Genomic DNA, 25,129 nt, shown 5'->3' on the forward strand with positions numbered 1-25,129 from the left:
GAAAGGCAGCACGACGTGAGTGAACGGATCGCCATCATCGGCGGCGGCAAGATCGGTGAGGCGTTGCTCGCCGGGCTCGTCACAGCGGGGCACCAGCCCAAGAACCTGGTGGTCGCAGAGCCGAACGAGGCGCGCGCCCGCGAACTCGCCGAGGAGTACGGGGTGCTGGTCACCGATGTGCCCACCGCCGTCGAGGGTGCCCAGTACGTGTTCGTCGCGGTCAAGCCCGACATCGTCGACTCCGTGCTGCGTCAACTCGCACGCGTCGACGACAACGGCGACACCGAGCGCGTCACGGTCAGCCTCGCCGCGGGCGTACCGATCGCGCGCTACGAGAACGCGCTGCCCGCGGGCGTGCCGGTCGTGCGGGTCATGCCCAACACCCCCATGCTCGTCAACGAGGCGATGTCGGCCGTGTCGCCGGGACGCCATGTCGACCCCGAGCAGCTCGCCGCCGTCGTGGGGCTGCTCGAGAGCGTCGGCAAGGTGCTCGTCGTACCCGAGAAGCAGATGGATGCCGTCACCGCGATCTCCGGATCGGGACCGGCGTACGTGTTTCTTCTCGCCGAATCGATGATCGACGCGGGTGTGGCGCTCGGCCTCACACGCGTGCAGGCCAGCGAACTCGCGGTGCAGACCATCCGCGGATCGGGCATTCTGCTCAGCGACTCCGGGATCTCGCCCGTTGACCTGCGTGCGGCTGTCACATCGCCGGGCGGAACAACGGCGGCTGCGATCCGCGTGCTGGAGGAAAACGGTGCACGAGCAGCGATGTACCGGGCAACCGAGGCCTGTGCGGAGGCCAGCGCACGCGCGGGACGTCGACCCGACGTTGAGGGTTTAGGGGCCTGATCGGGCTGCCACGCCCGACTGCCAACACCCAATATTTAGGGTTTCTTCTCGCCAAAACCCCAGTATGTTGTGGTCAGTGGCGTTGAACAATGCAAATCCAGGCCACTTACGTCGCTTTTTTCACATCTGCCACGCTAAGCTGCTTCAAGCACGTGCGTGTCTGGTGTCCGCCGGAGGGGAAGCCGGCGGCCGCGACGCGTGCTCCGGAGGTATGAGTAACTCATGGCAGCAGAGACTCCTGGTGACAGGTCTGGCGCGGTCGGCAACGCGGCTTCAGGGTCGCAGTTCTTGACCGTCGCCGAGGTCGCATCCCTGATGCGCGTCTCGAAGATGACCGTTTATCGTCTCGTCCACAGCGGAGAGCTTCCGGCTGTGCGCGTGGGTCGTTCGTTTCGGGTGCACGCCAAGGCGGTGCACGACTACCTGGAGACGTCCTACTTCGACGCAGGCTAGTTGCCGTTCGGGTGCGCTTGTCCGTGCCCGCCCGGTGCATCGAGACGTGTCCGTGACTCCTGTCGAGCGACCATCGCGTGTCGTCGGCAGGAGTTGTGGTGTGCACCGGATACGACCTGATTTTTCTCTTTGCGACCCCGCCCGGTAGTGTTGATGATCGCGTAGCTGATCTCGCCGCAAGGTTCCGGCGGGCAGGCCTCACCACCAGGTGGGTGCCGACGACAGCGTGCCGTGAAACCGCGTGAGACCGTGTAGGTAAGGAAGTGCCCCGATGGGTTCAGTGATCAAGAAGCGCCGCAAGCGCATGTCGAAGAAGAAGCACCGCAAGCTTCTGCGTCGGACTCGCGTGCAGCGTCGCAAACTCGGTAAGTGAGTCGGCGGCGTGCCGTTGCGCGCCACCGACTCGATCGCGGTCACAGCAGACCGCGCACCAAAGAACCCGCCTGAGTGCGGGTTCTTTTTTGTCCGACTAGCCTTGCGACCATGCCCGACGGTTCTCGCTCCGACATACGCCAGGTCCCACGTACGGTGCTCGTCACCGGGGCGTCGACCTTCCTCGGTGGTTACCTCGTCGCCACGCTCGTGGCCAATCCGGACGTCGAGCGTGTCATCGCCGTCGACTCCCGGGTGCCGCGTAAGGACCTGATGCGTCGCATGGGGCGGGCGGAGTTCCTGCGTCTCGACATCCGTAGGCCTGCGATCGCCAAGGCCATCTCGCACTACGAGGTCGACACCGTGGTGCACGCGGCGACGTCGATCATGGAGACGGCCCCCCATTCGGCCGCCATCAAGGAGTTCAATCTGTTCGGCGCGATGCAGGTGTGCGGAGCATGCCAGCGGAGCCCCTCGGTCAAGCGCCTCGTCCTGCGATCGACGGCGATGGTCTACGGTGCGAGTCCGCGCGATCCTGCGCACTTCACCGAGGAGGCACCGGCCAAACGTGAACCACGACGCGGCTACGGACGCGACATGCTCGACGTCGAGGGGTACGTGCGAGGGCTCGCGCGTCGGCGGCAGGACATCGACGTCTCGATCATGCGACTGCAGGCGTTGCTCGGTCCGCGAATCAACACCAGGATGAGTTCCTATCTTTCGCTCCCGGTGGTCCCCACGGTCATCGGCTACCAGCCGAGATTGCAATTTCTGCACGAAGAGGACGCGCTCGCGGCAATGGAGCATGTGACGTTGCGTGGGAAGCCGGGAACTTTCAACATCGCAGGTGACGGAGTGGTCACGTTGACCCAGGCGATTCGACGCGTCGGGCACGTCGAGTTGCCCGTGTTGGGCGGACTGCTCGCTCCGATCACCGGGGTGATGCAGAACCTCCGGTCGGCCCGCCTGCGGTCGTCGCAGACCGAATTCCTCACGTACGGAAGGGTTCTCGACACCACGAGGATGCGCACAGAACTCGGCTTCGCTCCACGGTATTCGACGCTCGAGACGCTCGACGACTTCGTCGAGCGCAGTGGTGTGACCCCTGTGATCGCACCGGACACCTGGCGAAAAGCCGAACGGCAGGTTGTCTCGGCAGCCCATCGGCTCGCCTGAAAAAATCCTCAGATAAATCGCACAGAGTGTCCGTTCTAGCGATCAATTTGAATGCTCGATTTGATCGAATCAATGAGAATGCAAATACCGGGGTGCAACGTGCACTATGCGAGGCGAACCCGTAAACTCGGACGTCAGACCTGGTTGGTTGACGCAGCGAAACCAGGCGCGCCCTCCCCGTTCTTCTGCGTCGAACCCGTTGGGGGTGGAACAATTTGTCGAATCACGTGACGTCGTCCGGTGATGCACGCACGGCCAAGGTGATTCAGCTGTACGCGGGGTCGGGGGCAGCCATCGAGGCCTCTCGTCGCGGACACCCGGGCGCATCTGCCGATCAGGGGCGGCATCGTCACCCCAGTCAGCAGGCGACAGCGCCGTCGAATGTCGGCCACCCCAACACCGACGGCTTCGGCACGACGCCTGCGGCGGTCACGCCCATCAACGACGACGTGGCCCTCGAGACCGCAGCGCTCGGTGTCGAGCAGCGCGGGCCCGCGCGCAGCCCACTGTTCAGTCTCGGCGGTATCCGCGGAGCTGTGGCTGATTCACTCACCGCCACAGCGGGTTTCATCCGTGAGCGGATGACGGGAGACTACGAGGTCGACGACTTCGGTTTCGACCCGCATTTCACCGATTCCGTCTGGTTTCCTGCGATACGTCAGGTGTACGAGAAGTGGTTCCGCGTCGAGGTGACCGGCATCGAGAACCTACCCGTCACCGGGGGTGCGCTGCTCGTCGCCAATCACGCCGGTGCGCTCCCGGTCGACGCGCTGATGACGAGTCTGGCCGTCCACGACAACCACCCCACCGGTCGGTATCTGCGAATCCTGGCCGCCGACATGGCTTTTGACACCCCGGGCGTCAGTGAGGTCGCTCGTCGGATCGGTGCGACGCTGGCATGCACCAACGACGCCGACCGCCTGCTGCGGCAGGGTGAACTGACCGCGGTGTGGCCAGAGGGTTACAAGGGGATCGGCAAGCTCTACAAGGACCGGTACAAGTTGGCGCGGTTCGGTCGCGGTGGTTTCGTCACCACCGCACTGCGCAACGCGACGCCCATCGTCCCGGTGTCCATCGTCGGGTCGGAGGAGATCTACCCGATGCTCGCCGACCTCAAACCGATCGCCCGCATCCTCGGGTTGCCCTATCTGCCTGTCACGCCGACGTTCCCGCTGCTCGGACCGCTCGGTCTGGTTCCGTTGCCGTCGAAGTGGCACATCCACTTCGGGCGTCCGATCGAAACCGGCGGGTACGACGAGTCGTCGGCCGACGATCCGATGGTCGTCTTCGATCTCACCGACCACGTGCGCGAGGAGATCCAGCAGACGCTGTTCCGCATGCTGAGCCGCCGCGGCAGCGTCTACTTCGGCTGACTCGCCGGGGTCCGGGGCGGTCCTCGGCGCGCTCGTGACGTGGAGGTCTCGGGAATCCTCGCCCGGCGAGATGCTGGTCACACGCATCTGGCACAGTATCCGGTAGAACGTGGCAACGAACGTTGCTATGAAACGCCGCCGGAGGAGAGGAAGCCGATGCGTGCAGTCGTGTGTCACGAGGGCGAGCTGAGCGTCGAGGAGATCGAGACGCCGCAACCCGGGCCGGGCCAGGTGCTGCTGAAGGTGGTGCGCACCGGTATCTGCGGCTCTGACCTGCATGCGCGTACCCACAGCGACGACACCGCCGACGTCACCGCAGAGGTCGGCTACGACCGCTTCATGCGCTCCACCGATCACGTCGTGATGGGGCACGAGTTCATCGGCGAGGTCGCGTCCTACGGTCCGAAATGTCGCAAGAAGTGGGCGCCGGGCACGCTGGTCGCCGCGCTGCCGATCATCAAGCACGGCGACACCGAGCACCTGGTGGGTCTCAGCGCCGACGCGCCGGGCTCGTACGCCGAGTACGTCGTCGTGTCCGAGGACATGACGATGCCGGTGCCCGACGGTGTGCCGATCGACCATGCCGCACTGACCGAGCCGGTGTCGGTGGCGGTGCACGCGGTCAACCGTGGAGACGTGAGCAAACGCGACGTCGCCGTTGTCGTCGGGTGTGGCCCTATCGGACTGTCGGTGATCCTGGTCCTCAAGGCCAAGGGTGTGAAAACGGTCATCGCCTCCGATCTGTCGGCCGGTCGTCGAGACCTCGCACGACGTTGCGGCGCCGACATAGTCGTCGACCCGAAGGTCGAATCCCCTTGGGACATCGCCGCGAAGAAGGGCAAGTACCTCACGCGCACCGGCCAACTGCTCGACACCGCGTTCACGGCGATGCGCATCCTGCGCCGGGTACCGGGCCTGCCGTGGTGGCGGGTCATCGCACTCGGCGACAAGATCGGTGCAACGCCGAAGGGGCCGGTGGTGTTCGAGTGCGTCGGCGTACCGGGGATGATCGAGAACATCGTGTCGGGGGTTCCGCTGCGGTCACGCATCGTCGTGGTCGGCGTCTGTATGGAACTCGACCGGTTCCGTCCGGCTATGGCGATCAACAAAGAAGTCGACCTCCGGTTCGTGATCTACTACGACCCGGCGGAGTTCCGCACTGCCCTGCATCTCATCGCCGACGGCAGGGTCGACGTCACGCCGCTGGTCACCGGAGTAGTCGGTTTCGACGCTGTCGCAGGGGTTTTCGACGTCCTCGGTGGTGCCGAGCACCACGCGAAGGTGCTCATCGATCCGTCGAGTTCCGTCGCCTCACTCTGAGGCGCGACCGCTTCACGCCACGTACGTCGCGGGTCGGCTCACCTCATCGGTACTGCGCGACGGCTCAGCCCTTGTTGCGCAGCAGCTTCAGCGCCCCCGCACCCGCGGCGCCTGCGGCCCCGACGACGAGCGCCGTCGACGCCCCGTACTTCGCGGCCTTGCGTGCGGTGCGGAAGTCGTACATTTCCCAACCGCGTACCTTCGCGACCTCGCGCAGGTCGGCATCGGGGTTGATGGCGACGGCGCGTCCGACCAGCGACAGCATCGGTACGTCGTTGTGTGAGTCCGAGTACGCGGTGCATCGCTTGAGGTTGAGTCCCTCGCGAATCGCCAACGCGCGCACGGCGTGTGCCTTGCCGGGGCCGTGCAGGATGTCGCCGACGAGTCGGCCGGTGAACTTGCCGTCGACGCTCTCGGCGACCGTGCCGAGTGCCCCGGTGAGGCCGAGATGGTCGGCGATGGTCTGTGCCAGCTCGACCGGCGTTGCGGTGACGAGCCACACCTGCTGGCCGGCGTCGAGGTGACGTTGCGCCAAAGCCCTTGTGCCGGGCCAGATCTTGTCGGCGATGTAGTCGTCGTAGATCTGTTCGCCGAGCGCTGCGAGCTCAGCGGTCTCGCGCCCGGCGATGAACGACAGCGCCTTCTCGCGACCCTCCGCGACGTCCTGGGCGTTCTCCTTGCCGGTGATGCGGAATTTGGCCTGGGTCCATGCGAAGTCGAGCACGTCGGAGTAGGAGAAGTACTTGTGCGCCGCGAGCCCCCGTGCGAAGTGCACGATCGACGCGCCCTGCACCAGGGTGTTGTCGACGTCGAAGAATGCCGCGGCGGTGAGGTCGACAGCGACGTCGGATTCGATGTCGGCGGGTGGCCGCGCGCGAAGAGAGTCGACGGCCGCCTGCGCCGACGCCTCGCCCGCGAGTGCCTGCCGCAATTCCTGGGCGGTCTGTCGGAAGCGTCCCGTTGCGGCAGTGGCCCGTTCGGAGATCCATGTCGTGACCCGACCGGACTCCTCGTCGTCGGAGTCCTCGTCGTCGGCGACGTCCAGGTCGTCATCGTCGCCGCCGGAGCTGTCCACCTCGTCGGCGTGGAACTCCCAGTCCTCGCCGGAGGGCTCCCGCGGCGCTGCGGGCTCCCCGGCCGTCGGCGTCGACTCTCCGTGGGACAGCGCTGCGGGCTCCTCGACGGGAGCCCCGGCCCGTGTCTCGGGGACGTTCGCCTCGCCGGGTTGCGTGTCGTCCGAACCGGACCCGGTGGAATCGGAACCCCTGCGGTCCGGCTCCTCGTTCTCAGAGGTCACGCCCACACTCCACCTCTCACGAATGCCAACCCTGCGGCCTGCTCACCCCACAGACTAGTCATGGTGTCAGACTGTGCTGGCACCAACGTCGGCTGACACCAACGTCGAAGGAGTCCGTTCGATGTCGATCACTCTGCTCACCCGCGACGGCTGCTCGGCCTGTGAGGCCGCTCGGGCCGACCTCTCCCGCATCTGCGGCGACCTGTCCGTCGAGTTCGACGTCGTCGACGTCGATGTCGCCGCGAACTCCGGTGAGACGGAACTGCGCGCCGAGTACGGCGACCGGCTGCCAGTCGTGCTGCTCGACGACGAGGAGCACAGCTACTGGGAGGTCGACGAGCCGCGCCTGCGTGCCGATCTGGCGGCCCGGAACAGCTGAGTGCGCCTGCGGGTCGCGTGCTGCGCCTGATATGCGGCGTATTACGCTGAGGAACCGTCGGGACGGGCGAAAGTGGGTGTGCGCAATGGCTGTCGGGTCGGCGTCTGATCGCATCCCCGAGCCGTCGGTGACCCGTCTGGCCACCTACCTCCACGTCCTGCGTTCGATGGGACAGCGCGGCGTCCTGGTCGCCTCCAGCGGGCAGCTCGCGACCGCAGCAGGGGTCAATCCCGCCATTCTCCGCAAGGACCTCTCGCACGTCGGCGCCAACGGTGTCCGCGGCGTCGGATACGACGTCGCGCGGCTCACGGCGCGCATCGCACTCACACTGCACACCGACACCGTGCACACCGTCGCGCTCGTCGGTGCCGGGCGGCTCGGTCGACTCCTCGCCGCACACACCGCCACCGACCGCACCTTCCGCATCGTCGCGATGTTCGACGACGACCCGGCCGTCGTCGGCACAGTGGTCGACGGCATCGTCGTCTCTTCGTGCGCCTCTCTCGCGTCACTGTCGAGTGATCCGACGATCGAGTCGGTCGACATCGGCGTGATCGCCACCGGCCCTGACAAGGCACAACGCGCGGCCGATGCGTTGATGGCCGCGGGCATCAGACAGCTGCTGAACGTGACAGCCGCAACTTTGTCGACGGACTCCGATGTCGTCGTCAGACAGGTTGATCTAGCCTTGGAGCTACAGGTGCTGACGTTTCACGCGTCACGTACCGCGCTGTCCGTCGCCGAAAGCGGGCAGCAGGGCCACGTCGACCTCCCCGGGGCCGACCTCCCCGGCAACGATCTGCCCGAGATGAACGTGCCCAGATGAACGTGCGGAGTGTGGATCAAGGATGATCAATGCGAGGTCTGAGATGGAAACGGTGACGCGGTGAGTGTTCTGCTGTTCGGAATCAGCCATCGGAGCGCACCCGTCGACGTGCTCGAGCGACTCGCCGTGTCCGATCATGATCGACCCAAGCTGGTCGACGACCTGCTGTCCTCGCGGGCGATCTCCGAGGCGATGCTCGTCTCGACCTGCAACCGCGTCGAGATCTACGCCGTCGTCGACGCATTCCATCCCGCGCTCGAAGCCGTCGGCGATGTGCTCGGCGATCATTCCGGACTCGGCATCAACGACCTGACCCGCCACGCATACGTCCGCTACTCCGAGGCCGCCGTCGAGCACCTGTTCACCGTCGCTGCCGGCCTCGACTCGATCGTCGTCGGCGAGCAGCAGATCCTCGGTCAGATCCGCAACGCCTATCTCGAGGCCGACGCGAACAAGACCGCAGGCAGGACGCTGCACGAACTCGCCCAACACGCACTGCGTGTCGGTAAACGCGTCCACAGTGAGACCGGTATCGACCGCGCGGGCGCGTCGGTCGTGTCCGTTGCGCTGCACCGTGCCCAGCATCTCCTGCGGACATCCGCACCCGAGGCCGATCCCGAACAGCAGCTGCGCAAGGCCGTCGTGATCGGCGCGGGTGCCATGGGTGGCCTTGCGACCGCCCAGTTGGCGCGAGAAGGCGTTCGAGAGCTCGTCGTGGTCAACCGCACCGTGGCCAATGCGGAGCACCTCGCAGGCAACATCGCAGCCAATCATCCGGGCGTCGCCGTGCGCGGCGTCGGATTCGCCGACCTCCCGGCAGTGATGGCGTCGGCCGACGTCGTCGTCGCCTGCACGGGATCGATCGGGACCGTCGTCGGCGTCGGCGACGTCCACTCGGCACTCGCGGCGCGCGTGTCACCGACACCGCTGACCATCTGCGACCTCGGGCTACCCCGCAACGTCGACCCGGCCGCGGCGCGCCTCCCCGGTGTGCACGTCGTCGACATCGAGGGTCTACGCGGCGATTCGGAGGCCCAGGCCGCGCACGACGACACGATCGCCGCGCGCTCGATCGTCGGTGGCGAGTTGGCCGACTACCTCACCCTGCAGCGTCAGGCGGAGGTCACCCCAACCGTGGCAGCGCTGCGGCAGCGTGCCGCCGATGTCGTCGAGGCCGAGATCCTGCGGCTCGAAACCCGGCTGCCCGGCCTCGAGGGTGCCCAGCGTGACGAGGTCGCCAAGACGGTTCGACGCGTCGTCGACAAGCTCCTGCACGCCCCGACGGTGCGCGTGAAACAGCTCGCGTCGACGCCCAACGGTGATCACTACGCCGAGGCACTTCGTGAGTTGTTCGAGCTCAAGCCGGGAGCGGCCGAGGCGGTATCGGCGCCGGAGAGCGGCCTCGGTGGTAAGCCCGGCGTAGGTGAGAACCCAGCCGACCAGGGAGAGCGTTGAGCCCCATCCGCATCGGTACGCGGGGATCGTTGCTCGCGCGTACCCAATCGCAGACCATCGCCGACGCATTGACCGCCAACGGGCATCCGGCGGAACTGGTCGTCATCCGAACCGCAGGCGACGCCTCGGCCGCTCCGGTCGCCGAGATCGGTGTCGGGGTGTTCACCACGGCAATCCGCAACGCGCTGCATGCCGGGGAGATCGACGTCGCGGTCCACTCGTACAAGGACTTGCCGACCGCACCCGATCCCGGACTGCGGATCGCGGCGGTCCCGCCCCGGGAAGATCCACGAGATGCCCTGGTCAGCAGGGGTAATCTGGTGTTGGGCGCGCTCCCGCCGGGCGCGACGATCGGCACGTCCTCTCCGCGGAGGGCCGCGCAGCTTAGAGCATTGGGTCTCGGTTTGGAAATCCGCCCCCTACGAGGCAACCTAGATTCTCGGTTGGGCAAAGTCGCCGGCGGCGAACTCGACGCAGTCGTGGTCGCCCGTGCCGGACTCGTCCGCATCGGCAGGGCCGAAGAGGTCACCGAAGCGTTCGATCCCGTGGTGCTGCTACCGGCACCGGCGCAGGGTGCACTGGCAGTGGAGTGCCGCTCCGACGATGCCGAACTGGTGAGAATACTCGCCGAGTTGGACGACGAGGCCACCCGTGTGGCGGTCGACGCCGAGCGCGCGGTACTGGCAACACTCGAAGCCGGATGTACCGCACCGGTCGGGGCGATAGCCGAAGTGGTCGAGTCGATCGACGAGGACGGGCGCATCTTCGCCGAACTGTCGCTTCGCGCGGCGGTGGCGGCCGAGGACGGATCCGATGTGATCCGCGCTTCGGCGGTGGGTCCCGTCGAGAACGCCGGCCAACTCGGTGCGACTCTCGCCGCCGAACTGCTGGATCTGGGAGCTGGCGAACTCGTCAACTCCTGAGCAGCAGAGAAGAACTGCAGCCCTCCGGAGCGAGGGCAGGAGAGTGCGAACGCATGAGCCGTACCAAGAAGGCCAATCCGGGTCGAGCGGGCCGGATCCTGTTCGTGGGATCGGGACCGGGCGATCCAGACCTGCTGACCGTGCGCGCGCGAACCGTCATCGCGAGCGCAACCACCGCATTCATCGATCCCGACGTGCCGGCAGCCGTCGTGGCGATGATCGGGTCCGCGCACCGTGACGAACCGACGGAATCCGCGCGCAAGAACACCAAGAACGACGCTAAGAAGGCCGACAAGGCCGCTGACGACGCCGCGTCGTCCGATGCCCAGGACGCCGACGTCGAGAACGCCGAGGGCGACGAGGAGCACGACCAGGTCGTACACCCCGCGCTCGGCGATCCGGCAGAGGTCGCGCGCACGCTGGTCGCCGCCGCCAAGGAGGGCGACGACGTGGTGCGCGTCGTCTCCGGCGACCCGCTGACAACCGATTCGGTGCTGTCCGAGGTCAACGCCGTCTCACGCACCTCGATCGCTTTCGAGGTCCTTCCCGGACTCCCGGCAGCATCGGTGGTCCCGAGCTACGCGGGCATGCCGCTCGGCTCGAGCCACACCGAGGCCGACGTCCGCTCGGAGGGTGTCGACTGGGCGGCGCTCGCCGCGGCACCCGGACCGCTCGTGCTGCACGCAACCTCGGGTCACCTCGCCGAGACCGCGAGCGCGCTGACCGAGCACGGTCTCGCGCCGCAGACCCCGGTCGCCATCACCATCAACGGCACCACGTGCGCCCAGCGCACCATCGAGGCCACGCTGGCAACGCTCAACGAGCAGGGCAACGCGCTCACCGGACCGCTGATCCTGACCATCGGCAAGGTCGTCAGCCAGCGCGGGAAGCTCTCCTGGTGGGAATCGCGTGCACTGTACGGCTGGACCGTGCTGGTGCCGCGGACCAAGGACCAGGCCGGCGACATGAGCGAGCGCCTCGTCAGCCACGGCGCGATGCCCAAGGAGGTCCCGACCATCGCGGTCGAGCCGCCGCGCAGTCCCGCCCAGATGGAACGCGCCGTCAAGGGACTCGTCGACGGCCGCTACCAGTGGGTCGTGTTCACCTCGACCAACGCCGTGCGCGCCGTGTGGGAGAAGTTCGCCGAGTTCGGACTCGACGCCCGTGCATTCTCGGGCGTGAAGATCGCGTGCGTCGGCGAGGCGACGGCCGAGAAGGTGCGCACCTTCGGTATCAACCCCGAGTTGGTCCCCTCCGGTGAGCAGTCGAGCCTCGGACTCCTCGACGACTTCCCGCCGTACGACGACGTCTTCGATCCGGTGGACCGAATCCTGTTGCCGCGCGCCGACATCGCGACCGAGACGCTCTCGGAAGGTCTGCGCGACCGGGGCTGGGAGATCGACGACGTCACCGCCTACCGCACCGTGCGTGCGGCACCGCCGCCCGCCGAGACGCGCGAGATGATCAAGACCGGCGGATTCGACGCCGTCTGCTTCACCTCGAGCTCGACGGTCCGCAACCTCGTCGGTATCGCCGGAAAGCCACACGCGCGCACCATCGTTGCGTGTATCGGCCCCAAGACTGCCGAGACCGCAACCGAATTCGGACTGCGCGTCGACGTTCAGCCGGAGTCGGCATCGGTGACCGAACTGGTCGACGCCCTCGCCGAGCACGCCGCTCGGTTGCGGGCAGAGGGGGCACTGCCGCCGCCGCGTAAGAAGTCGCGTCGCTCGCGGTCGTAGGGTGGGTTGTATGGCACCTGTGATCCGTCCCCGTAGGTTGCGCACCACACCGGCAATGCGTCGGCTCGTTGCGCAGAACGCACTCCGGCCGGCCGATCTCGTCTTGCCGATGTTCGTCGCCGACGGCATCGACGATCCGCGACCGATCGAGTCCATGCCCGGTGTCGTGCAGCACACCCTCGACTCGCTGCGTAAGGCGGCCGACGAGGCAGTGCGCGCAGGCGTCGGCGGACTCATGCTGTTCGGCGTGCCCACGGCAGACGACAAGGATGCCGTCGGCTCGGGCGCCGACGACCCCGACGGCATCCTCAACCGCGGATTACGCGTCCTCGCAGACGATCTCGGTGATTCGACGGTGCTGATGGCCGACACCTGCCTCGACGAGTTCACCGACCACGGCCACTGCGGCGTGCTCGCCGCCGACGGTCGCGTCGACAACGACGCGACCCTCGACCGCTACGTCTCGATGTCCCTTGCGCAAGCGCGCGCCGGGGCGCACCTACTCGGCCCGTCGGGCATGATGGACGGCCAGGTCGCGGCCATCCGCGCAGCGCTGGATGCCGAAGGACTCACCGACACAGGGATTCTCGCGTACTCCGCGAAGTACGCATCGGCGTTCTACGGACCGTTCCGCGAGGCGGTCGGATCGTCGCTCAAGGGCGACCGCCGCACCTATCAGCAGGACGGGTCGAACCGCACCGAAGCGCTCCGTGAGGTGCGTCTCGACCTCGATGAGGGTGCCGACATCGTGATGGTCAAACCCGCGATGAGTTACCTCGACATCGTCCGCGACGTCGCTGAGATCTCGGACGTACCCGTCGCCGCGTATCAGATCTCGGGCGAATACTCGATGATCACCGCCGCCGCCGAGCGCGGTTGGATCGATCGTGACGCAGCGATCCTCGAGTCACTGACCTCCATCAAGCGCGCCGGTGCCTCGATCATCCTCACGTATTGGGCGGCAGAGGTCGCTGCCGCGTTGGCATAGGCCTGTCGCGGTGGGCCGCTCCCATCGATCGGCCAGGAAGCGCTCGAACGGACCGTCCACTGCCGCTCGCCGTACACAATCGCGCCCCCAGCGCGTCGCCGTCGAGATTATTGTCGTGGCCTCGCGCTGACGCACGAGTTGTGTACGCAGGTCCGCTTCGCGGGCGCTCATCGTTCACCAAGCTGCGTTCATTACGCTGGAGATATGTCGCAATTCCTCGATCCGCGTCGCGACCAGGGACCCTCGCGGCCCGACGTGACCCGTGAACGCCCGAAGCTGCCCGACTCGGTCGCTATCGCGTGTGAGCTGTGGATCGTCGTCGTCATCGCCAGGACGATCACCGCCATCCTGCAGTATCCGGCGCTCCGCAAGGTCATGGAGGAGAACGTCGCCAACCTCCCGGCCGACACCCCGCGCTCGGAGACCGACATGTTCACGTCGACGGGTTTCATCGTCACGGTAATCGTCATCACAGCCGTGGTGATGTCGGCGATCTCGTTGACGTTCGTCTGGTTCGCCCGCAAGGGCTACAACTGGGCCAGGGTTCTGCTCGGCGCGATGGGCGCCTTCGTCCTCATCGACATGGTCTCGTCCCTGATCGCCGGGGTCGAGCCCTGGTGGGTGGGAATCCCCCTGATCATCTCCGGTATCGCCGCGCTGGGCGCGACCGTCTTGCTGTTGCGGCGCGAGTCCGATGCCTACTGTCGGGCGATGGCCGAGTATCGCCGACAGCCCCGGTTCCAGCCCCAGCCGATGTACCCGCCGCAGTCGTACCCGCCCCCGTACGGTCAAGGTCAACCGCCCGCAGGTCAGGGGCCGTATGGGCAGTCCTCGTACGGTCAACAGCCCACGTCGCAGCAGTATCCGCAGCCGCCGGTGTATCCCCAGTACCCGTCGTCACCGACCTCCTGGGAGGAGGAAGCGCGCCGCCGGGGTTGGCAACCTCCGACGACAGGTCCGTCGACATCTCCCCAGGTCGACCCGAATCCCACCGGCATGCCGTCGGGATCACGCGATGGCGACTACTCTTCCCGGGTAGAGGGCGACTCCGACGGGCCACCCCTCGACACCCCCACGAACGAGTCGACGCCGCACACACAGCCGCCGACGGAGAGAAAGCAAAGCAGTGACCCTTCCTGATGCAAGTAAACGCCCGAAAATGGTGACCTGGGCGTATCGATGCTGGATCGCGTCGGGTGTCCTGTTGGGGTTGCTGGGTGTCGGCTACATCGTGGCCGGTATCTTCGCGGCCGGCCCGACGCTGCTGCCCATCGGTATCGGCATCATCGTGATCGCCGTCGGTGTGGCGTACGTGCTGCTCGGGAGCAAGGCGTATGTCGGTGACGCGCGATGGCGTTCCTCGCTGGCGGCCCTCACGCTCGTCGTGGTGATCATGCTCGTCTTGTTGAGTTTCGGCGATCCTGCCCTCGCGTTCACGCTGCTCGCCGCAGTCATCGGACTGTTCGGCTCGCTGCTGGCATACCGCCCCGAAGCAGACGCCTGGTTCAACGCGGGCAGTCCGCCGGAGTGCCCGGAGAAGTCGGCATCCGCGGGCAAGGGAAAAGCAGGCGCCAAGGGTCGCTCGTCGGCCGGCAAGAACAGGCCGGGCGGCAACACCAGACCTGCTGAGAAGAGGTCGGGCGACAAGAGCGCCGCCACCGCTCGTAGCAAGCAGGACCGGAAACGGGACATTGCGTGACACCTGCCGATGACGACCCCGCCGACGGCACCGAAGAAACCGCCGACGGCACCGCGGATCCCGCCGAGGGCACCGAAGAAACCGCCGACGGCACCGGAGATCTCGCCGAGGGCACCGGAGATCTCGCCGAGGGCACCGGAGATCTCGCCGAGGGCACCGGAGATCTCGCCGAGGGCACCGCGGATCTCGCCGACGGCACCGGAGATTCCGCCGAGGGCACCGGGGATCCCGCCGAGGGCACCGCGGATCTCGCCGACGGCACCGCGGACACCGCCGATCGTGTCCCGGCGCCCGAGGATCGCGGTGAGACACTGTTCGTCGAGCAGGGCGGTAGCTGGTGGGTCGTGGCGATCGGCCCGGTGCTCGCGGGCGCGGTGCTCGTGATGGACATCGTCGGACCCGGTCGGGTGCACTGGCTGTGGATCTCGATCCTCGGGGCGATCATCACCCTGTTCTCGATCGTGCAGGTCTATGCGGCCCGGCGGCACGTCGGCGTCGAACTCACCGAGGCCACCCTGCAGCAGGGAACCCTGCTCATGCCGCTCGCCGACATCGACACGGTGTACCCCGCCAACAACGGCAGCGAACACGAGAAGTGGGAGAGTGCGCCCGCTCTCGGCGAGTTGGCGGGAGTTCCGCGTCGCCGAAAGGGTGTGGGTGTGAAACTCATCGACGGCAAGCTCGCTCAGGCGTGGGCACGCGACGTCGAACGCTTCCGACAGGAACTCACCGAGGCGCATCTCGCGGTGAAACTCGGTGTCGGGCCCGGAGGGCCCGAGCAGTAGCCAGCCTTCGACCCGCGCCGAGCGGAGACACCCCGGGCGATTGCCCGAGCTGAATCCGCTCGACGACGTGGGTCAGTGATTCTCGATCATCGGCGCGCCCATGAGCTCCTCGGGGATACCGAATGCATCGACGAGCGTCGCCGCGTAGGGGCGCAGGTCGCGGCACAGTTCGTTCACGCCGCGTCGAATCGCCTTGGCGCGCTCCACGGAGATGTGACGGTGCATCATGAACCAGCCGAGGTCGGCTTCGAGGGCCGAGTAGACGAACAGGTCGCACACCTTGCCGAGCAACTCGGCCGCAGCACGCGAATCGCAGTCGTTGATGGCCTGGACGAAGGCCTCCAGCACGACGCGTTCGGTGCGTGCCTGCCCGACCTTGAGCAGATGATCCTGCGCGTTGTTGAACACCTCGAATGCGTCGTTGTCGTCGTCGGTGGCCCGACGGAGACGCTGCGCACAGGTGCGTACGAGGTGGTCCTCGCGATTTCGGAACAGCCGGATCTGCGTTCCGCGGTTGGTCAGCGCCGACTTCTCGGTGTCTTCGTCCGAGCTCTCAAGCAGCGTCTGAACCACTTGTCGCACAGCAGTTTTCTCGACGACGACGTCGCGCGCCATTGATGCGATGAACCGCACCCAACCGCCCGCGGAAAGGCCCTGGACGTCGTCGGCGTATGCCGACAACACCTCCTTGGCCACGAGCTGCGTGAGCACCGTGTTGTCGCCTTCGAAGGTGGTGAAGACGTCGATGTCGCCGCGGATGATCGAGATCTGGTTCTCGTCGAGATAGCCTGCGCCGCCGCACGCTTCGCGGGCCACGTTGATGGAGTGCGAGGCGTGCCATGTCGCATAGGCCTTGAGCCCCGCGGCGCTCGCTTCGAGTTCACGCTGCCGTCCCGCGTCCGAATCGTCGGGCGAAGCGCTCTGGACCTCGTGCAGCTCCTCGGTCAACTCGTTCTGCGCCATCGCCACCGCGTACGACTTGGCGATCAGCGGCAGCAACTTGCGCTGGTGGCCGAGATAGTCGAGCACGACGATCTCGTCTTCGTCGCCGGGAGCGTCGAACTGCCTGCGCACCAATCCGTATCGGGTTGCGATCGCGAGCGCCTTGCGCGAGGCCGCGCCCGCCGTTGCCGCAACCGAGATCCGACCACGGATCAGCGTGCCGAGCATGGTGAAGAACCGGCGGTTGGGATTGTCGATGGGCGACGAGTACGTACCGTCGTCTTCGACGTCGGCGTATCGGTTGAGCAGGTTCTCCCTGGGGATGCGGACGCTGTCGAAGAGAATGCGTCCGTTGTCGACGCCTGCCAGGCCGCCCTTGTAGCCGCAGTCGCTCGTGGTGACGCCCGGCAGGTCGTTGCCGTCGGCGTCGCGGATCGGTACCACGAAACAGTGCACGCCATAGCTTTCCGGCTCCTGGCCGGGCCCTGCAGTGATCAGCTGGGCGAAAACCGCTGCATAGCGGGCATGTTCGGCGGCGCCGCCGATGTAGTCTTTACGCGCCGACGGCGTCGGCGAGTGGATGACGAACTCTTTGGTGGCGGCGTCGTAGGTCGCGGTGGTCTCGAGCGCCTGGACATTGGAGCCGTGGCCGGTTTCGGTCATCGCGAAGCAACCGAGGAGGTCCAGATTGATGGTGCCGGCGACATACTTCTCGTGATGCCTTGCGGTGCCCAGGTTCTCGACCGCTCCACCCCACAGGCCCCATTGCACACCTGCCTTGACCATCAACGACAGGTCGGCGTAGCCGAGCATCTCGATCGCGGTGATCGACGCGCCGATATCGCCGGTACCCCCATGGTCCGCGCCGAACCCGGCAGATGCGAACCCCTGCGCGGAGAGTTCACGCATCTCGTCGAGAATGCGTGTCCTGGCCTGCTCGAGGGTCCTCGACGGATCAGGCAGGAGATCGGCGCGGTTGGAGCGCGTGCGGACATCGTCACGAGTCGCGCGCCACCGCCCGTCGAGGACGTAGCGGAGATTGTCGACCAGCAACTCACGATCGGCGCCGAACAGCTCGCTTGCGTCGTCGGGTGTCGTCGAACTTTGTGAGTCGGTCTGCGGATCGTCGATGGTGCTGTCGGTGCTGGGCGGCGAGGGATGCTCGGTTGTCGACATGGTGTCCACGTTACGGATCGGAGGGCGTGTCGTGGATTACTTCTCAGGAAGCCGCCCGGTGGGCACCCCCTGATGCGCGGTGCTTGCCGACCGAGTCACGTCAGCCACGGCGGCGTGCGCCCCGGGGGACGGCGTGGCGGTCGGAGTTCCGGTGAGTGGTGCGAGGAAATCGCGAGCCGCCTTTTCGAACTGTGCGATCTGTGATCCGACGGGGTCGGCGGCGGGTGTGGGTGCCGAAGCGGCAGACGTCGACGGCGTGACAACCGCCGGTGTGTTCGCCACGGTGCGCTCAGTCGACGACCCGGTGCTTGGCGACGCCACATGCGACGCGGCCGCCGTGTGCGTGGGTGCAGCCGGACCGGGATTCTTGCTGGCCACGGCGGCGGGTTCTGCCGCGCGAGTGCCCCGCGGGCTGAACGAGTCGCCGATGTCGTCGAGAAGCTGCTGCCCGGACTGCAGAGTGACGCCGAACGCCTTCTGCAGTCCTTCGATGTTGACGGCGATGTTCTTGTCGAGTTCCTTGCCGATCGCGTCCATGGTGCGGAAGAACTCGTCGGTGCTGTCGCGCAGCGCCTGCGGTGTCGTCGCCGCCCTGGCGTCGGCGATCAGCTCCTGCTGGACCTTCGGGTCCCATCCGTTGCGTACCTCGACCCAGTCCTCACGCTTGGTCTCGTCGTAATCGGGACGGTTGTACACCCAGTCGTGCCGGGTGTGTGGTTGCCCGAAGTCGAAGAACGTGTAGTAGTTGCCGAACAGGTACTGCTTGGGTAATGAGTCGGGTGCTCCGACTGTCCCTCCGAGCTGGCACGGCAGGCAGTAGGTGCCCTCGACGTTGGGATTGAGCCCGATCCACATCGCATTGCCGAGGCGTTGGAAGCTCTTGGCCCACTGATCGATCGTCGGCGCTGCCCGATATCCGGTCGGTTTCTGGGTGAGCGTCTCCCAGATCGCCCGCTGCGGACCCCACGGGTCGAGCTTGTAGGTCTTGCCCGACCAGTCGGGCTGTATGTGGACGACCTTGCCTTCCGGTGTCGTGTAGGTGTCGTGGTCGGGGTCGATCGTGTTGCGGATCTCCGGGAAGGTGTAGCCGAGTACCAGCTGCCACGTCGGCACGGTGCCGTACTGGTCGAAGTAGAAGACGTCCGAACACGGTCCTGGGATGCCGGTGCAGTTGGGCGTCATCGGTGCGTTGGCGGCCAACGAGAGCCACCATTGGTCGTAGTTCGCCTGTGCCACAAGGGGTATCGGGACCATCAACAGGGTGAGGCCTTCGAGTTTTTCCTTGTCCTGCTGGTCGAATCCGACCACGTTGGTCGGGATGTAGAGCCACCAGTTCCCGGAGTTCTCGAAGGCATCGCTGGTCTTGTTGATCGCCTCGTACTCGACGGACGGGATGTTGGCGATCGTCTGCGCGATGTTCTCGGGGACGTGCGCGACCGAATTCTGCGCGGCGAGGCGTACGTCAGCCGCGACTGTCGGATTCGGGGCGCTGGTCGCCGCCGCCACCTGATCGGCCGCCGACACCTGATTCACCGGCGACATATGCGACGCGAGGGATGAGACCATCCCGATTCCCAGGAGCGCTGCACCGATCGCGGAACCGGATCGCGAACCTCCTGTGCGGACGCTGTCACGGGCTGATTGGGCGTCGGCGTACTTCAAGTGATCCCCCCACGGGCTCGGCTTGTGGTCACGATAGTTCGTCAGTGCGGTGTGTTGCAGAACTCGCGGCGTTCGGTGACCGCGTGTCGGTCGGTTCCCTCCGACCCCACAACTCCTCCCGACCCCACAACACCCGTCGCACCACCCCTTGTGGGGGTGGCGTGCCCACGAGTGTGGTCCATATCGTAGAGGGACGTCAATTGTCGCGGGTACCACTCGCGCGCGTGTGTGCTCACTTGGGAGATCACTGTGTCGTCACTGACAACCGATCCGACTGCCGCCGCGGCAGAGCTCGACGCCGAGTTCGACCGCATCGACTGCGGCTCGGCCAACCGGTCAGAGTTGACCCCCTTGCGGTTCCTGCAACGGTCGGTCGACGTATTCGGCGAGCGCACCGCCATCCGCTACGGCGCGAGGTCGGTCAGCTACGCGGAGCTCGGCGACGAGGTACAGCGCGTGGCGCGAGTACTACGGTCGACGATCAGGCCGGGTGAGCGTATCGCCTACCTGGCGCCCAACGTGCCGGAACTACTCGTCGCACATTTCGCGGTCCCGCTGGCGGGTGGGGTGCTGGTTGCGCTCAACTCCCGCCTCGCGGGCCCGGAACTGGTCTACATCCTGAATCACGCTGGGGTCACCACCCTGTTCTTCGACGCGGAGTACCGACACACCGTCGCGGCCATCGCCGACGAGGTGCCGGAGGTGACCTCCTACATCGAGATCGCCGACCCCGAGTTCGGGCCGGTTCCCGGTGACGTCGACGCGTCCGGCATCGGCGGGTTGCGTTCGTACGCAGAGTATGTCGCGAGCGCGGACGAACTCGATCAGGCCCCGCTGCCGTGGACTGTCGACGACGAAGACCGCGTCATCAGCATCAACTACACCTCGGGCACGACAGGAAAACCCAAGGGCGTGATGTATACGCACCGCGGCGCCTATCTCAACGCGCTCGGCGAGATGCACCACAACCACTTCACCGGCACGACTCGCTACCTGTGGACGCTGCCGATGTTCCACTGCAACGGGTGGTGCACCCCGTGGGCAGTCACCGCGGCGTCGGCGATGCACGTCTGCCTGCGGCTCGTACGCGGCGACGCGGTATGGGACGCGATCGACGACCTCGGCGTCACCAATCTGTGTGGAGCGCCGACGGTGCTCATCACCATCGCTGGCTCGCCGCGCGCACACCGACTCGACGCGCCGCTGCGCATCACGACGGCGGGTGCACCACCGTCGCCGACGGTGATCGGAGCCCTCGCGGCACTCGACATCGCCGTGGTCCACGTGTACGGACTCACCGAAAGCTATGGGCCGTACACGATTTGCGAGTATCAGGAGGCGTGGAACGATCTCGACCCTGCCGACCGTGCGACCAAGCTGTCGCTCCAGGGTGTCGGAATGGTCCAGGCCGAGCCGGTGCGGGTCGTCGAACAGGGGACTGTTCCGCTCGTCGACGTGCCCGCCGATGGCGAGACGATCGGTGAGATAGTGATGCGCGGCAACAACATCATGGCCGGATACTTCAAGGATCCCGACGCAACGCGTAAGGCGTTCGAGGGCGGCTGGTTTCACACGGGCGACCTCGGCGTCATGCATCCCGACGGCTACATCCAGCTGCGCGATCGTGCCAAGGACATCATCATCTCGGGCGGCGAGAACATCTCGACGATCGAGGTCGAACAGGCGCTGGTGAGTCACGATTCGGTTCTCGACGTCGCAGTGGTGGGCGTACCCGACGAGAAATGGGGTGAGCGGCCGCGTGCCTATGTCCTGCTGAAGGAAGGGCAGTCGCTCACCGCGGAGGAACTGATCGACTACGCGCGAACGTTGTTGGCGGGCTACAAGATCCCGCGCGACATCGTCTTCGCCGACGAACTGCCGCGCACGTCGACGGGCAAGGTCCTCAAGTTCGAGTTGCGCAAGCAGGCCGTGGACTGAGGGCTCACGCCGGGAGCGTATGAGCCCGCGGATGCCAGCCGGTGAACGCGAACCACGCTCAGTCGGGGCTAATCTGAAAAGATGGCACCGAGTGACACCGCGGGAGGGACGATCGACCTCCGCACAGAGGTCGTCGCAGCGTCGATCCGCCTGTTCAGCGAGAACGGGTACGAGTCGACGACGGTCGATCAGATCGCAGCTGCCGCCGGCGTGTCCAGGCGGACCCTCTTCCGACAGTTCAGGTCGAAGGAGGACATGATCTTCGCCGACCACGAGGTGCTGCTGGCCGCCGTCGCAGAACAACTCGCCGACAGCGGCGACTCCGATCCCTGGGCGGCGGTGTGCACCGCGGCCGAATTGGTGTTCGTTCACTTCCTCACGAGCCGTGAACTGGCAGTTCGTCGTATGGAGGTCGTGTCGAAGGTGTCCGCGCTGCGTGAGCGCGAACTCGTGACCACCTACCGTTATCAGCGCGTGTTCGAAGAGCATCTGCGTGCGCGGCTTACCGACGAGTCGCCGGTGCACATCGTCGCCTTCGCGGCGGCGATCACGTCGGCGCACAACTATCTGCTTCGTTCGATGATCCGGGGTGACGCCGATGCGACGCTCGAGCGGCTCCGGAGGGATCTCGCCAGAATCCGGCTGGCCCTCGGTGCCACCCGGAGGCCTGAGGTTGCGGTCATCACCTATCCGGCCGGGATGAGCGCGGATGAGATCTCGCGCGCGGTGGCCGATCAACTGGATGAGGACCGGGCCGCGCGCCGACACTGACGGTTCTGCGTTCGCTGGCGACGCGTAGGAACTCGGGTGCAGTTCGACCATGTTCGCGGCGCCGCGGTGCGACCATGGATCCATGGCTCACCCCGAAGGCGACGCCGAGTGGAACGAGGCTGCGCGAGCGGAGACCACGACCCAGCGGCTCGACCGGAACTGGTCGGCGCTGCTGCAGGAACTGCGCGTGGTGCAGACGGGCGTGCAGATCCTGACAGGTTTCCTGCTGACCCTGCCGTTCCAGAACAGGTTTGACGACCTCGGACACGGATTTCGGACCGTCTACCTGGTCACCGTGTCCGCGGCGATCGCCGCGGCGATTCTGCTGGCAGCGCCAGTCGCGTTGCACCGTGCGCTGTTCCGACGCCATCAACTCGAGCTCATCGTGACCGTCGCCCACCGGATGGCTTACGTCGGTCTGCTGCTGCTCGGCGTCGCCCTCGTGGGTGCAGTGGCCGTCGTATTCGAGGTGACCACGTCATCGACGGTCGCCGCGGTGTGCGCTGGTGTGGCGGTCACCGTGTTGTTCGGCGCACTGTGGTTGGTGTTCCCGCTCGCACTCCGCAAGAAGGTCGGCGAGCCCGATCACTAAGCGAGTGGCACCGAGTGTCGACAGTGCATGATGCAAGCGAGTATCGTGGCACTCAGTGTCGTCGACCGAATCCACCGATTGAGGAGCCACCATGGGTTACGGAAATCCCGATTTCCACGTTTTCGAGTTGCCGGAGGAGCACGTCGCACTGCGCGAGGCCATCCGCGCCCTCTCCGAGAAGGAGATCGAGCCCTACGCCAAGGATGTCGACGAAAACGCTCGATTCCCGCAAGAAGCCCTCGATGCCCTCGTCGCGTCGGGTTTCAATGCCATCCACGTGCCCGAGGAGTACGACGGCCAGGGCGCAGATTCGATCGCCGCGTGCATCGTCATCGAAGAGGTCGCACGCGTCGATGCGTCGGCTTCGTTGATCCCGGCGGTCAACAAGCTCGGCACGATGGGCCTCATCCTCAACGGTTCCGAGGAACTCAAGAAGCAGGTTCTGCCGTCGATCGCCGCCGGTGAGGCAATGGCGTCGTATGCGCTGTCCGAGCGCGAGGCGGGTTCCGACGCCGCGTCGATGAAGACGCGCGCCCGCAAGGAGGGCGACAACTGGGTCATCAACGGCACCAAGTGTTGGATCACCAACGGCGGCAAGTCCACCTGGTACACGGTGATGGCCGTGACCGACCCGGAAAAGGGTGCCAATGGCATCTCCGCGTTCATGGTGCACAAGGACGATCCGGGCTTCACCGTCGGTCCGTTGGAGAAGAAGCTCGGCATCAAGGGTTCGCCGACCGCTGAACTGTACTTCGAGGACTGCACCATTCCGGCCGACCGGATCATCGGCGAGGAGGGCACCGGCTTCAAGACCGCCCTGCAAACCCTCGACCACACCCGCCCGACGATCGGTGCGCAGGCTGTCGGCATCGCCCAGGGCGCGCTCGACGCCGCGATCGCATATGTCAAGGAGCGCAAGCAGTTCGGCAAGCCGATCAGTTCGTTCCAGGGCGTCGAGTTCATGATCGCCGACATGGCGATGAACCTCGAGGCCGCCCGACTCATGGTCTACACCTCGGCCGCGCGTGCCGAGCGTGGCGAGAAGAACCTCGGCTTCATCAGCTCGGCGTCGAAGTGTTTCGCCTCCGATGTCGCGATGCAGGTGACGACCGATGCCGTGCAGCTGTTCGGCGGCGCGGGCTACACGCGTGACTTCCCGGTCGAGCGCATGATGCGCGACGCCAAGATCACCCAGATCTACGAGGGAACGAACCAGATCCAGCGTGTGGTGATGAGCCGCGCACTGCTGCGCTGACGCCCGATCGCACGTAGGCACAACATAATTCACGACGACGCCCCCGCTCGGATTGCGACCCGAGCGGGGGCGTCGTCGTCCCGAGGCAGGTGTGCTCACGTCAGCCGCGCGCGTGCCTCCTGCGGGGTGACCGTGGACTCCGTCAGCGGCGGCATGCCGCGGAAATGCTGTGCGTACACCGCGCGTGTCATCGGGAGCGAGCGAAGCGCCGTGAGTGTGATGTGTGGTCTGGCGGCAATCCGGATCGCCTGTTTCACCAGCGGCCGATAGACGACGTCGACGATGCTCGGCTGATCCATGTCACCGAGTTCACGCATCCACCGTGGCAGGGTGGCGATGACGGCCGGCGCCGTGAGATTGCTCAGTACAGCGAACTGCGCATTGCTCTGCGACAACGGTGTTCGTAGAAGGTAGTGCATTCCGCGTCGGGCCCGCTCCGACGTGCATAGCCGTGGACGGACGGCCGCGAAGTAGTCGTGAATCCCGTCGCGGTCGGCCGGAACGGCTGCGGGGTCAAAGGTCTGTAACTGCGCGGCCACAGCGCATTGGGCCCAGTATCGCCGCTCCTCGGTGGGCGTCAACGGCCCCGGTCCGTACATTTCGTAGCACTTGAGTACCGAATGCCAGCCGGTCAGGTGAATCCACAGTTGTGAATCGGGATTGTTTGCGCTGTAACGTTTTCCGCTGATCGGTTCGATACCGGTTGCGTCTGCGTGAACTCGCGTCAGTAGATCCGACGCCTCGATCGCCGATCGCCCATCGGCGAGCGCCACTATCAGGAAGTACGACAGCGTGCTGTCCAGCCTGCCGCGCGGATCGGTGTAGATGCCCGCCCGATCGGCCACAGCCGCGGTGAGGAATGGGTCGAAATGCTCGAGTACCACCGACCGCTGGAAGGCGATCAGAGAGGTGGGCGACGACCAGACTCGCCACGTCGGGGAATCGGGTCCGAAGAACCCGTAGTTCTCACGACGACGAGCGGGGTCGAACGGCCAGCCGCTGTCGGTGAGTGTGCGCCGAGGCGGACGCCGAGCGCTCTCGGGTGCGGTGTCATGGATCGGTGCGGTGGCGGTCACGGTGCTCCTCGTGTGTGGACGGTCGACGGTCCGCCGTCGAGTGCAGACGCCCCAAAATATACATAGGTGTAGGAATA

The 25,129-nt window shown here is 66.1% G+C and carries 23 protein-coding genes; 19 read left to right on the top strand and 4 right to left on the bottom strand.

Features of this window, described 5'->3' with window-relative positions:
• Positions 1 to 15: 15 nt before the first annotated feature.
• From proC to LK459_RS14200, 6 genes are all read left to right on the top strand, one after another.
• Positions 16 to 852 (top strand): pyrroline-5-carboxylate reductase, encoded by an 837-nt coding sequence (proC, locus tag LK459_RS14175; protein ID WP_007239749.1) that lies wholly within the window; start codon positions 16 to 18, stop codon positions 850 to 852.
• 222 nt (positions 853 to 1,074) lie between these two features.
• On the top strand, positions 1,075 to 1,305 hold the full coding sequence (locus tag LK459_RS14180; RefSeq protein WP_007239748.1) for a helix-turn-helix domain-containing protein: 231 nt from the start codon (positions 1,075 to 1,077) through the stop codon (positions 1,303 to 1,305).
• A gap of 271 nt (positions 1,306 to 1,576) precedes the next feature.
• Positions 1,577 to 1,678, top strand: coding sequence for a 30S ribosomal protein bS22 (locus tag LK459_RS14185; protein ID WP_003402602.1), 102 nt, complete (start codon positions 1,577 to 1,579; stop codon positions 1,676 to 1,678).
• Positions 1,679 to 1,788: 110 nt separating this feature from the next.
• Entirely contained in the window at positions 1,789 to 2,853 is a 1,065-nt protein-coding gene (locus LK459_RS14190; RefSeq protein WP_227919042.1) for an NAD-dependent epimerase/dehydratase family protein, read from the top strand.
• 215 nt (positions 2,854 to 3,068) lie between these two features.
• Complete coding sequence (locus LK459_RS14195; RefSeq protein WP_007237346.1) at positions 3,069 to 4,226, top strand: lysophospholipid acyltransferase family protein; 1,158 nt, start codon at positions 3,069 to 3,071, stop codon at positions 4,224 to 4,226.
• A 156-nt stretch (positions 4,227 to 4,382) separates the two neighbouring features.
• On the top strand, positions 4,383 to 5,546 hold the full coding sequence (locus LK459_RS14200) for a zinc-binding dehydrogenase (protein ID WP_227919044.1): 1,164 nt from the start codon (positions 4,383 to 4,385) through the stop codon (positions 5,544 to 5,546).
• A 64-nt stretch (positions 5,547 to 5,610) separates the two neighbouring features.
• On the opposite strand, the gene LK459_RS14205 is transcribed toward LK459_RS14200, so the two are convergent.
• Complete coding sequence (locus LK459_RS14205; RefSeq protein ID WP_407648590.1) at positions 5,611 to 6,849, bottom strand: HAD family hydrolase; 1,239 nt, start codon at positions 6,847 to 6,849, stop codon at positions 5,611 to 5,613.
• Positions 6,850 to 6,964: 115 nt separating this feature from the next.
• Between LK459_RS14205 and LK459_RS14210 the strand changes: the two genes are divergently transcribed.
• The 9 genes from LK459_RS14210 to LK459_RS14250 all read left to right on the top strand — a co-directional run bounded on the left by LK459_RS14210 (position 6,965) and on the right by LK459_RS14250 (position 15,640).
• Positions 6,965 to 7,222 (top strand): glutaredoxin family protein, encoded by a 258-nt coding sequence (locus LK459_RS14210; protein ID WP_007237388.1) that lies wholly within the window; start codon positions 6,965 to 6,967, stop codon positions 7,220 to 7,222.
• Between the two features lie 85 nt (positions 7,223 to 7,307).
• Complete coding sequence (locus LK459_RS14215; RefSeq protein WP_227919046.1) at positions 7,308 to 8,048, top strand: redox-sensing transcriptional repressor Rex; 741 nt, start codon at positions 7,308 to 7,310, stop codon at positions 8,046 to 8,048.
• A 60-nt stretch (positions 8,049 to 8,108) separates the two neighbouring features.
• Positions 8,109 to 9,503, top strand: coding sequence for a glutamyl-tRNA reductase (locus tag LK459_RS14220; protein WP_007237390.1), 1,395 nt, complete (start codon positions 8,109 to 8,111; stop codon positions 9,501 to 9,503).
• Positions 9,500 to 10,426 (top strand): hydroxymethylbilane synthase, encoded by a 927-nt coding sequence (gene hemC, locus LK459_RS14225; protein ID WP_227919048.1) that lies wholly within the window; start codon positions 9,500 to 9,502, stop codon positions 10,424 to 10,426. The genes LK459_RS14220 and hemC overlap by 4 nt, the downstream gene beginning before the upstream one ends.
• Positions 10,427 to 10,479: 53 nt before the next feature.
• A complete protein-coding gene (locus LK459_RS14230; RefSeq protein WP_227919050.1) occupies positions 10,480 to 12,168 on the top strand; it encodes a bifunctional uroporphyrinogen-III C-methyltransferase/uroporphyrinogen-III synthase in 1,689 nt (562 codons plus the stop codon).
• A gap of 10 nt (positions 12,169 to 12,178) precedes the next feature.
• A complete protein-coding gene (gene hemB / locus LK459_RS14235) occupies positions 12,179 to 13,156 on the top strand; it encodes a porphobilinogen synthase (RefSeq protein ID WP_227919051.1) in 978 nt (325 codons plus the stop codon).
• A 204-nt stretch (positions 13,157 to 13,360) separates the two neighbouring features.
• Positions 13,361 to 14,296, top strand: a complete 936-nt coding sequence (locus LK459_RS14240) for a DUF4231 domain-containing protein (RefSeq protein WP_227919053.1) — start codon at positions 13,361 to 13,363, stop codon at positions 14,294 to 14,296.
• A 19-nt stretch (positions 14,297 to 14,315) separates the two neighbouring features.
• Entirely contained in the window at positions 14,316 to 14,855 is a 540-nt protein-coding gene (locus LK459_RS14245; RefSeq protein ID WP_007237395.1) for a hypothetical protein, read from the top strand.
• Positions 14,852 to 15,640 carry a hypothetical protein gene (locus LK459_RS14250; protein WP_227919055.1) on the top strand — a complete coding sequence of 263 codons (789 nt, stop codon included), beginning with the start codon at positions 14,852 to 14,854 and terminating at the stop codon, positions 15,638 to 15,640. Before LK459_RS14245 ends, LK459_RS14250 begins: the two co-directional genes overlap by 4 nt.
• A gap of 72 nt (positions 15,641 to 15,712) precedes the next feature.
• On the opposite strand, the gene LK459_RS14255 is transcribed toward LK459_RS14250, so the two are convergent.
• On the bottom strand, positions 15,713 to 17,758 hold the full coding sequence (locus tag LK459_RS14255; protein ID WP_227919057.1) for an acyl-CoA dehydrogenase family protein: 2,046 nt from the start codon (positions 17,756 to 17,758) through the stop codon (positions 15,713 to 15,715).
• Between the two features lie 36 nt (positions 17,759 to 17,794).
• On the bottom strand, positions 17,795 to 19,324 hold the full coding sequence (locus tag LK459_RS14260; protein WP_227919059.1) for a hypothetical protein: 1,530 nt from the start codon (positions 19,322 to 19,324) through the stop codon (positions 17,795 to 17,797).
• A 345-nt stretch (positions 19,325 to 19,669) separates the two neighbouring features.
• On the opposite strand from LK459_RS14260, the gene LK459_RS14265 reads away from it, so the two are divergent.
• From LK459_RS14265 to LK459_RS14280, 4 genes are all read left to right on the top strand, one after another.
• The gene (locus LK459_RS14265) at positions 19,670 to 21,358 is read left to right on the top strand and encodes an AMP-binding protein (RefSeq protein ID WP_227919060.1); all 1,689 of its coding nucleotides are present in this window, start codon (positions 19,670 to 19,672) and stop codon (positions 21,356 to 21,358) included.
• A gap of 81 nt (positions 21,359 to 21,439) precedes the next feature.
• Positions 21,440 to 22,129 carry a TetR/AcrR family transcriptional regulator gene (locus tag LK459_RS14270; RefSeq protein ID WP_227919062.1) on the top strand — a complete coding sequence of 230 codons (690 nt, stop codon included), beginning with the start codon at positions 21,440 to 21,442 and terminating at the stop codon, positions 22,127 to 22,129.
• Positions 22,130 to 22,211: 82 nt separating this feature from the next.
• On the top strand, positions 22,212 to 22,721 hold the full coding sequence (locus LK459_RS14275) for a DUF6328 family protein (protein ID WP_227919064.1): 510 nt from the start codon (positions 22,212 to 22,214) through the stop codon (positions 22,719 to 22,721).
• Between the two features lie 91 nt (positions 22,722 to 22,812).
• Positions 22,813 to 23,976 carry an acyl-CoA dehydrogenase gene (locus LK459_RS14280; protein WP_227919066.1) on the top strand — a complete coding sequence of 388 codons (1,164 nt, stop codon included), beginning with the start codon at positions 22,813 to 22,815 and terminating at the stop codon, positions 23,974 to 23,976.
• A 95-nt stretch (positions 23,977 to 24,071) separates the two neighbouring features.
• On the opposite strand, the gene LK459_RS14285 is transcribed toward LK459_RS14280, so the two are convergent.
• Entirely contained in the window at positions 24,072 to 25,052 is a 981-nt protein-coding gene (locus LK459_RS14285; protein WP_227919068.1) for an oxygenase MpaB family protein, read from the bottom strand.
• Between the last annotated feature and the right edge of the window lie 77 nt (positions 25,053 to 25,129).

Origin of the sequence: Gordonia otitidis, assembly GCF_020735545.1 — a bacterium.
Lineage (GTDB): Bacteria > Actinomycetota > Actinomycetes > Mycobacteriales > Mycobacteriaceae > Gordonia > Gordonia otitidis.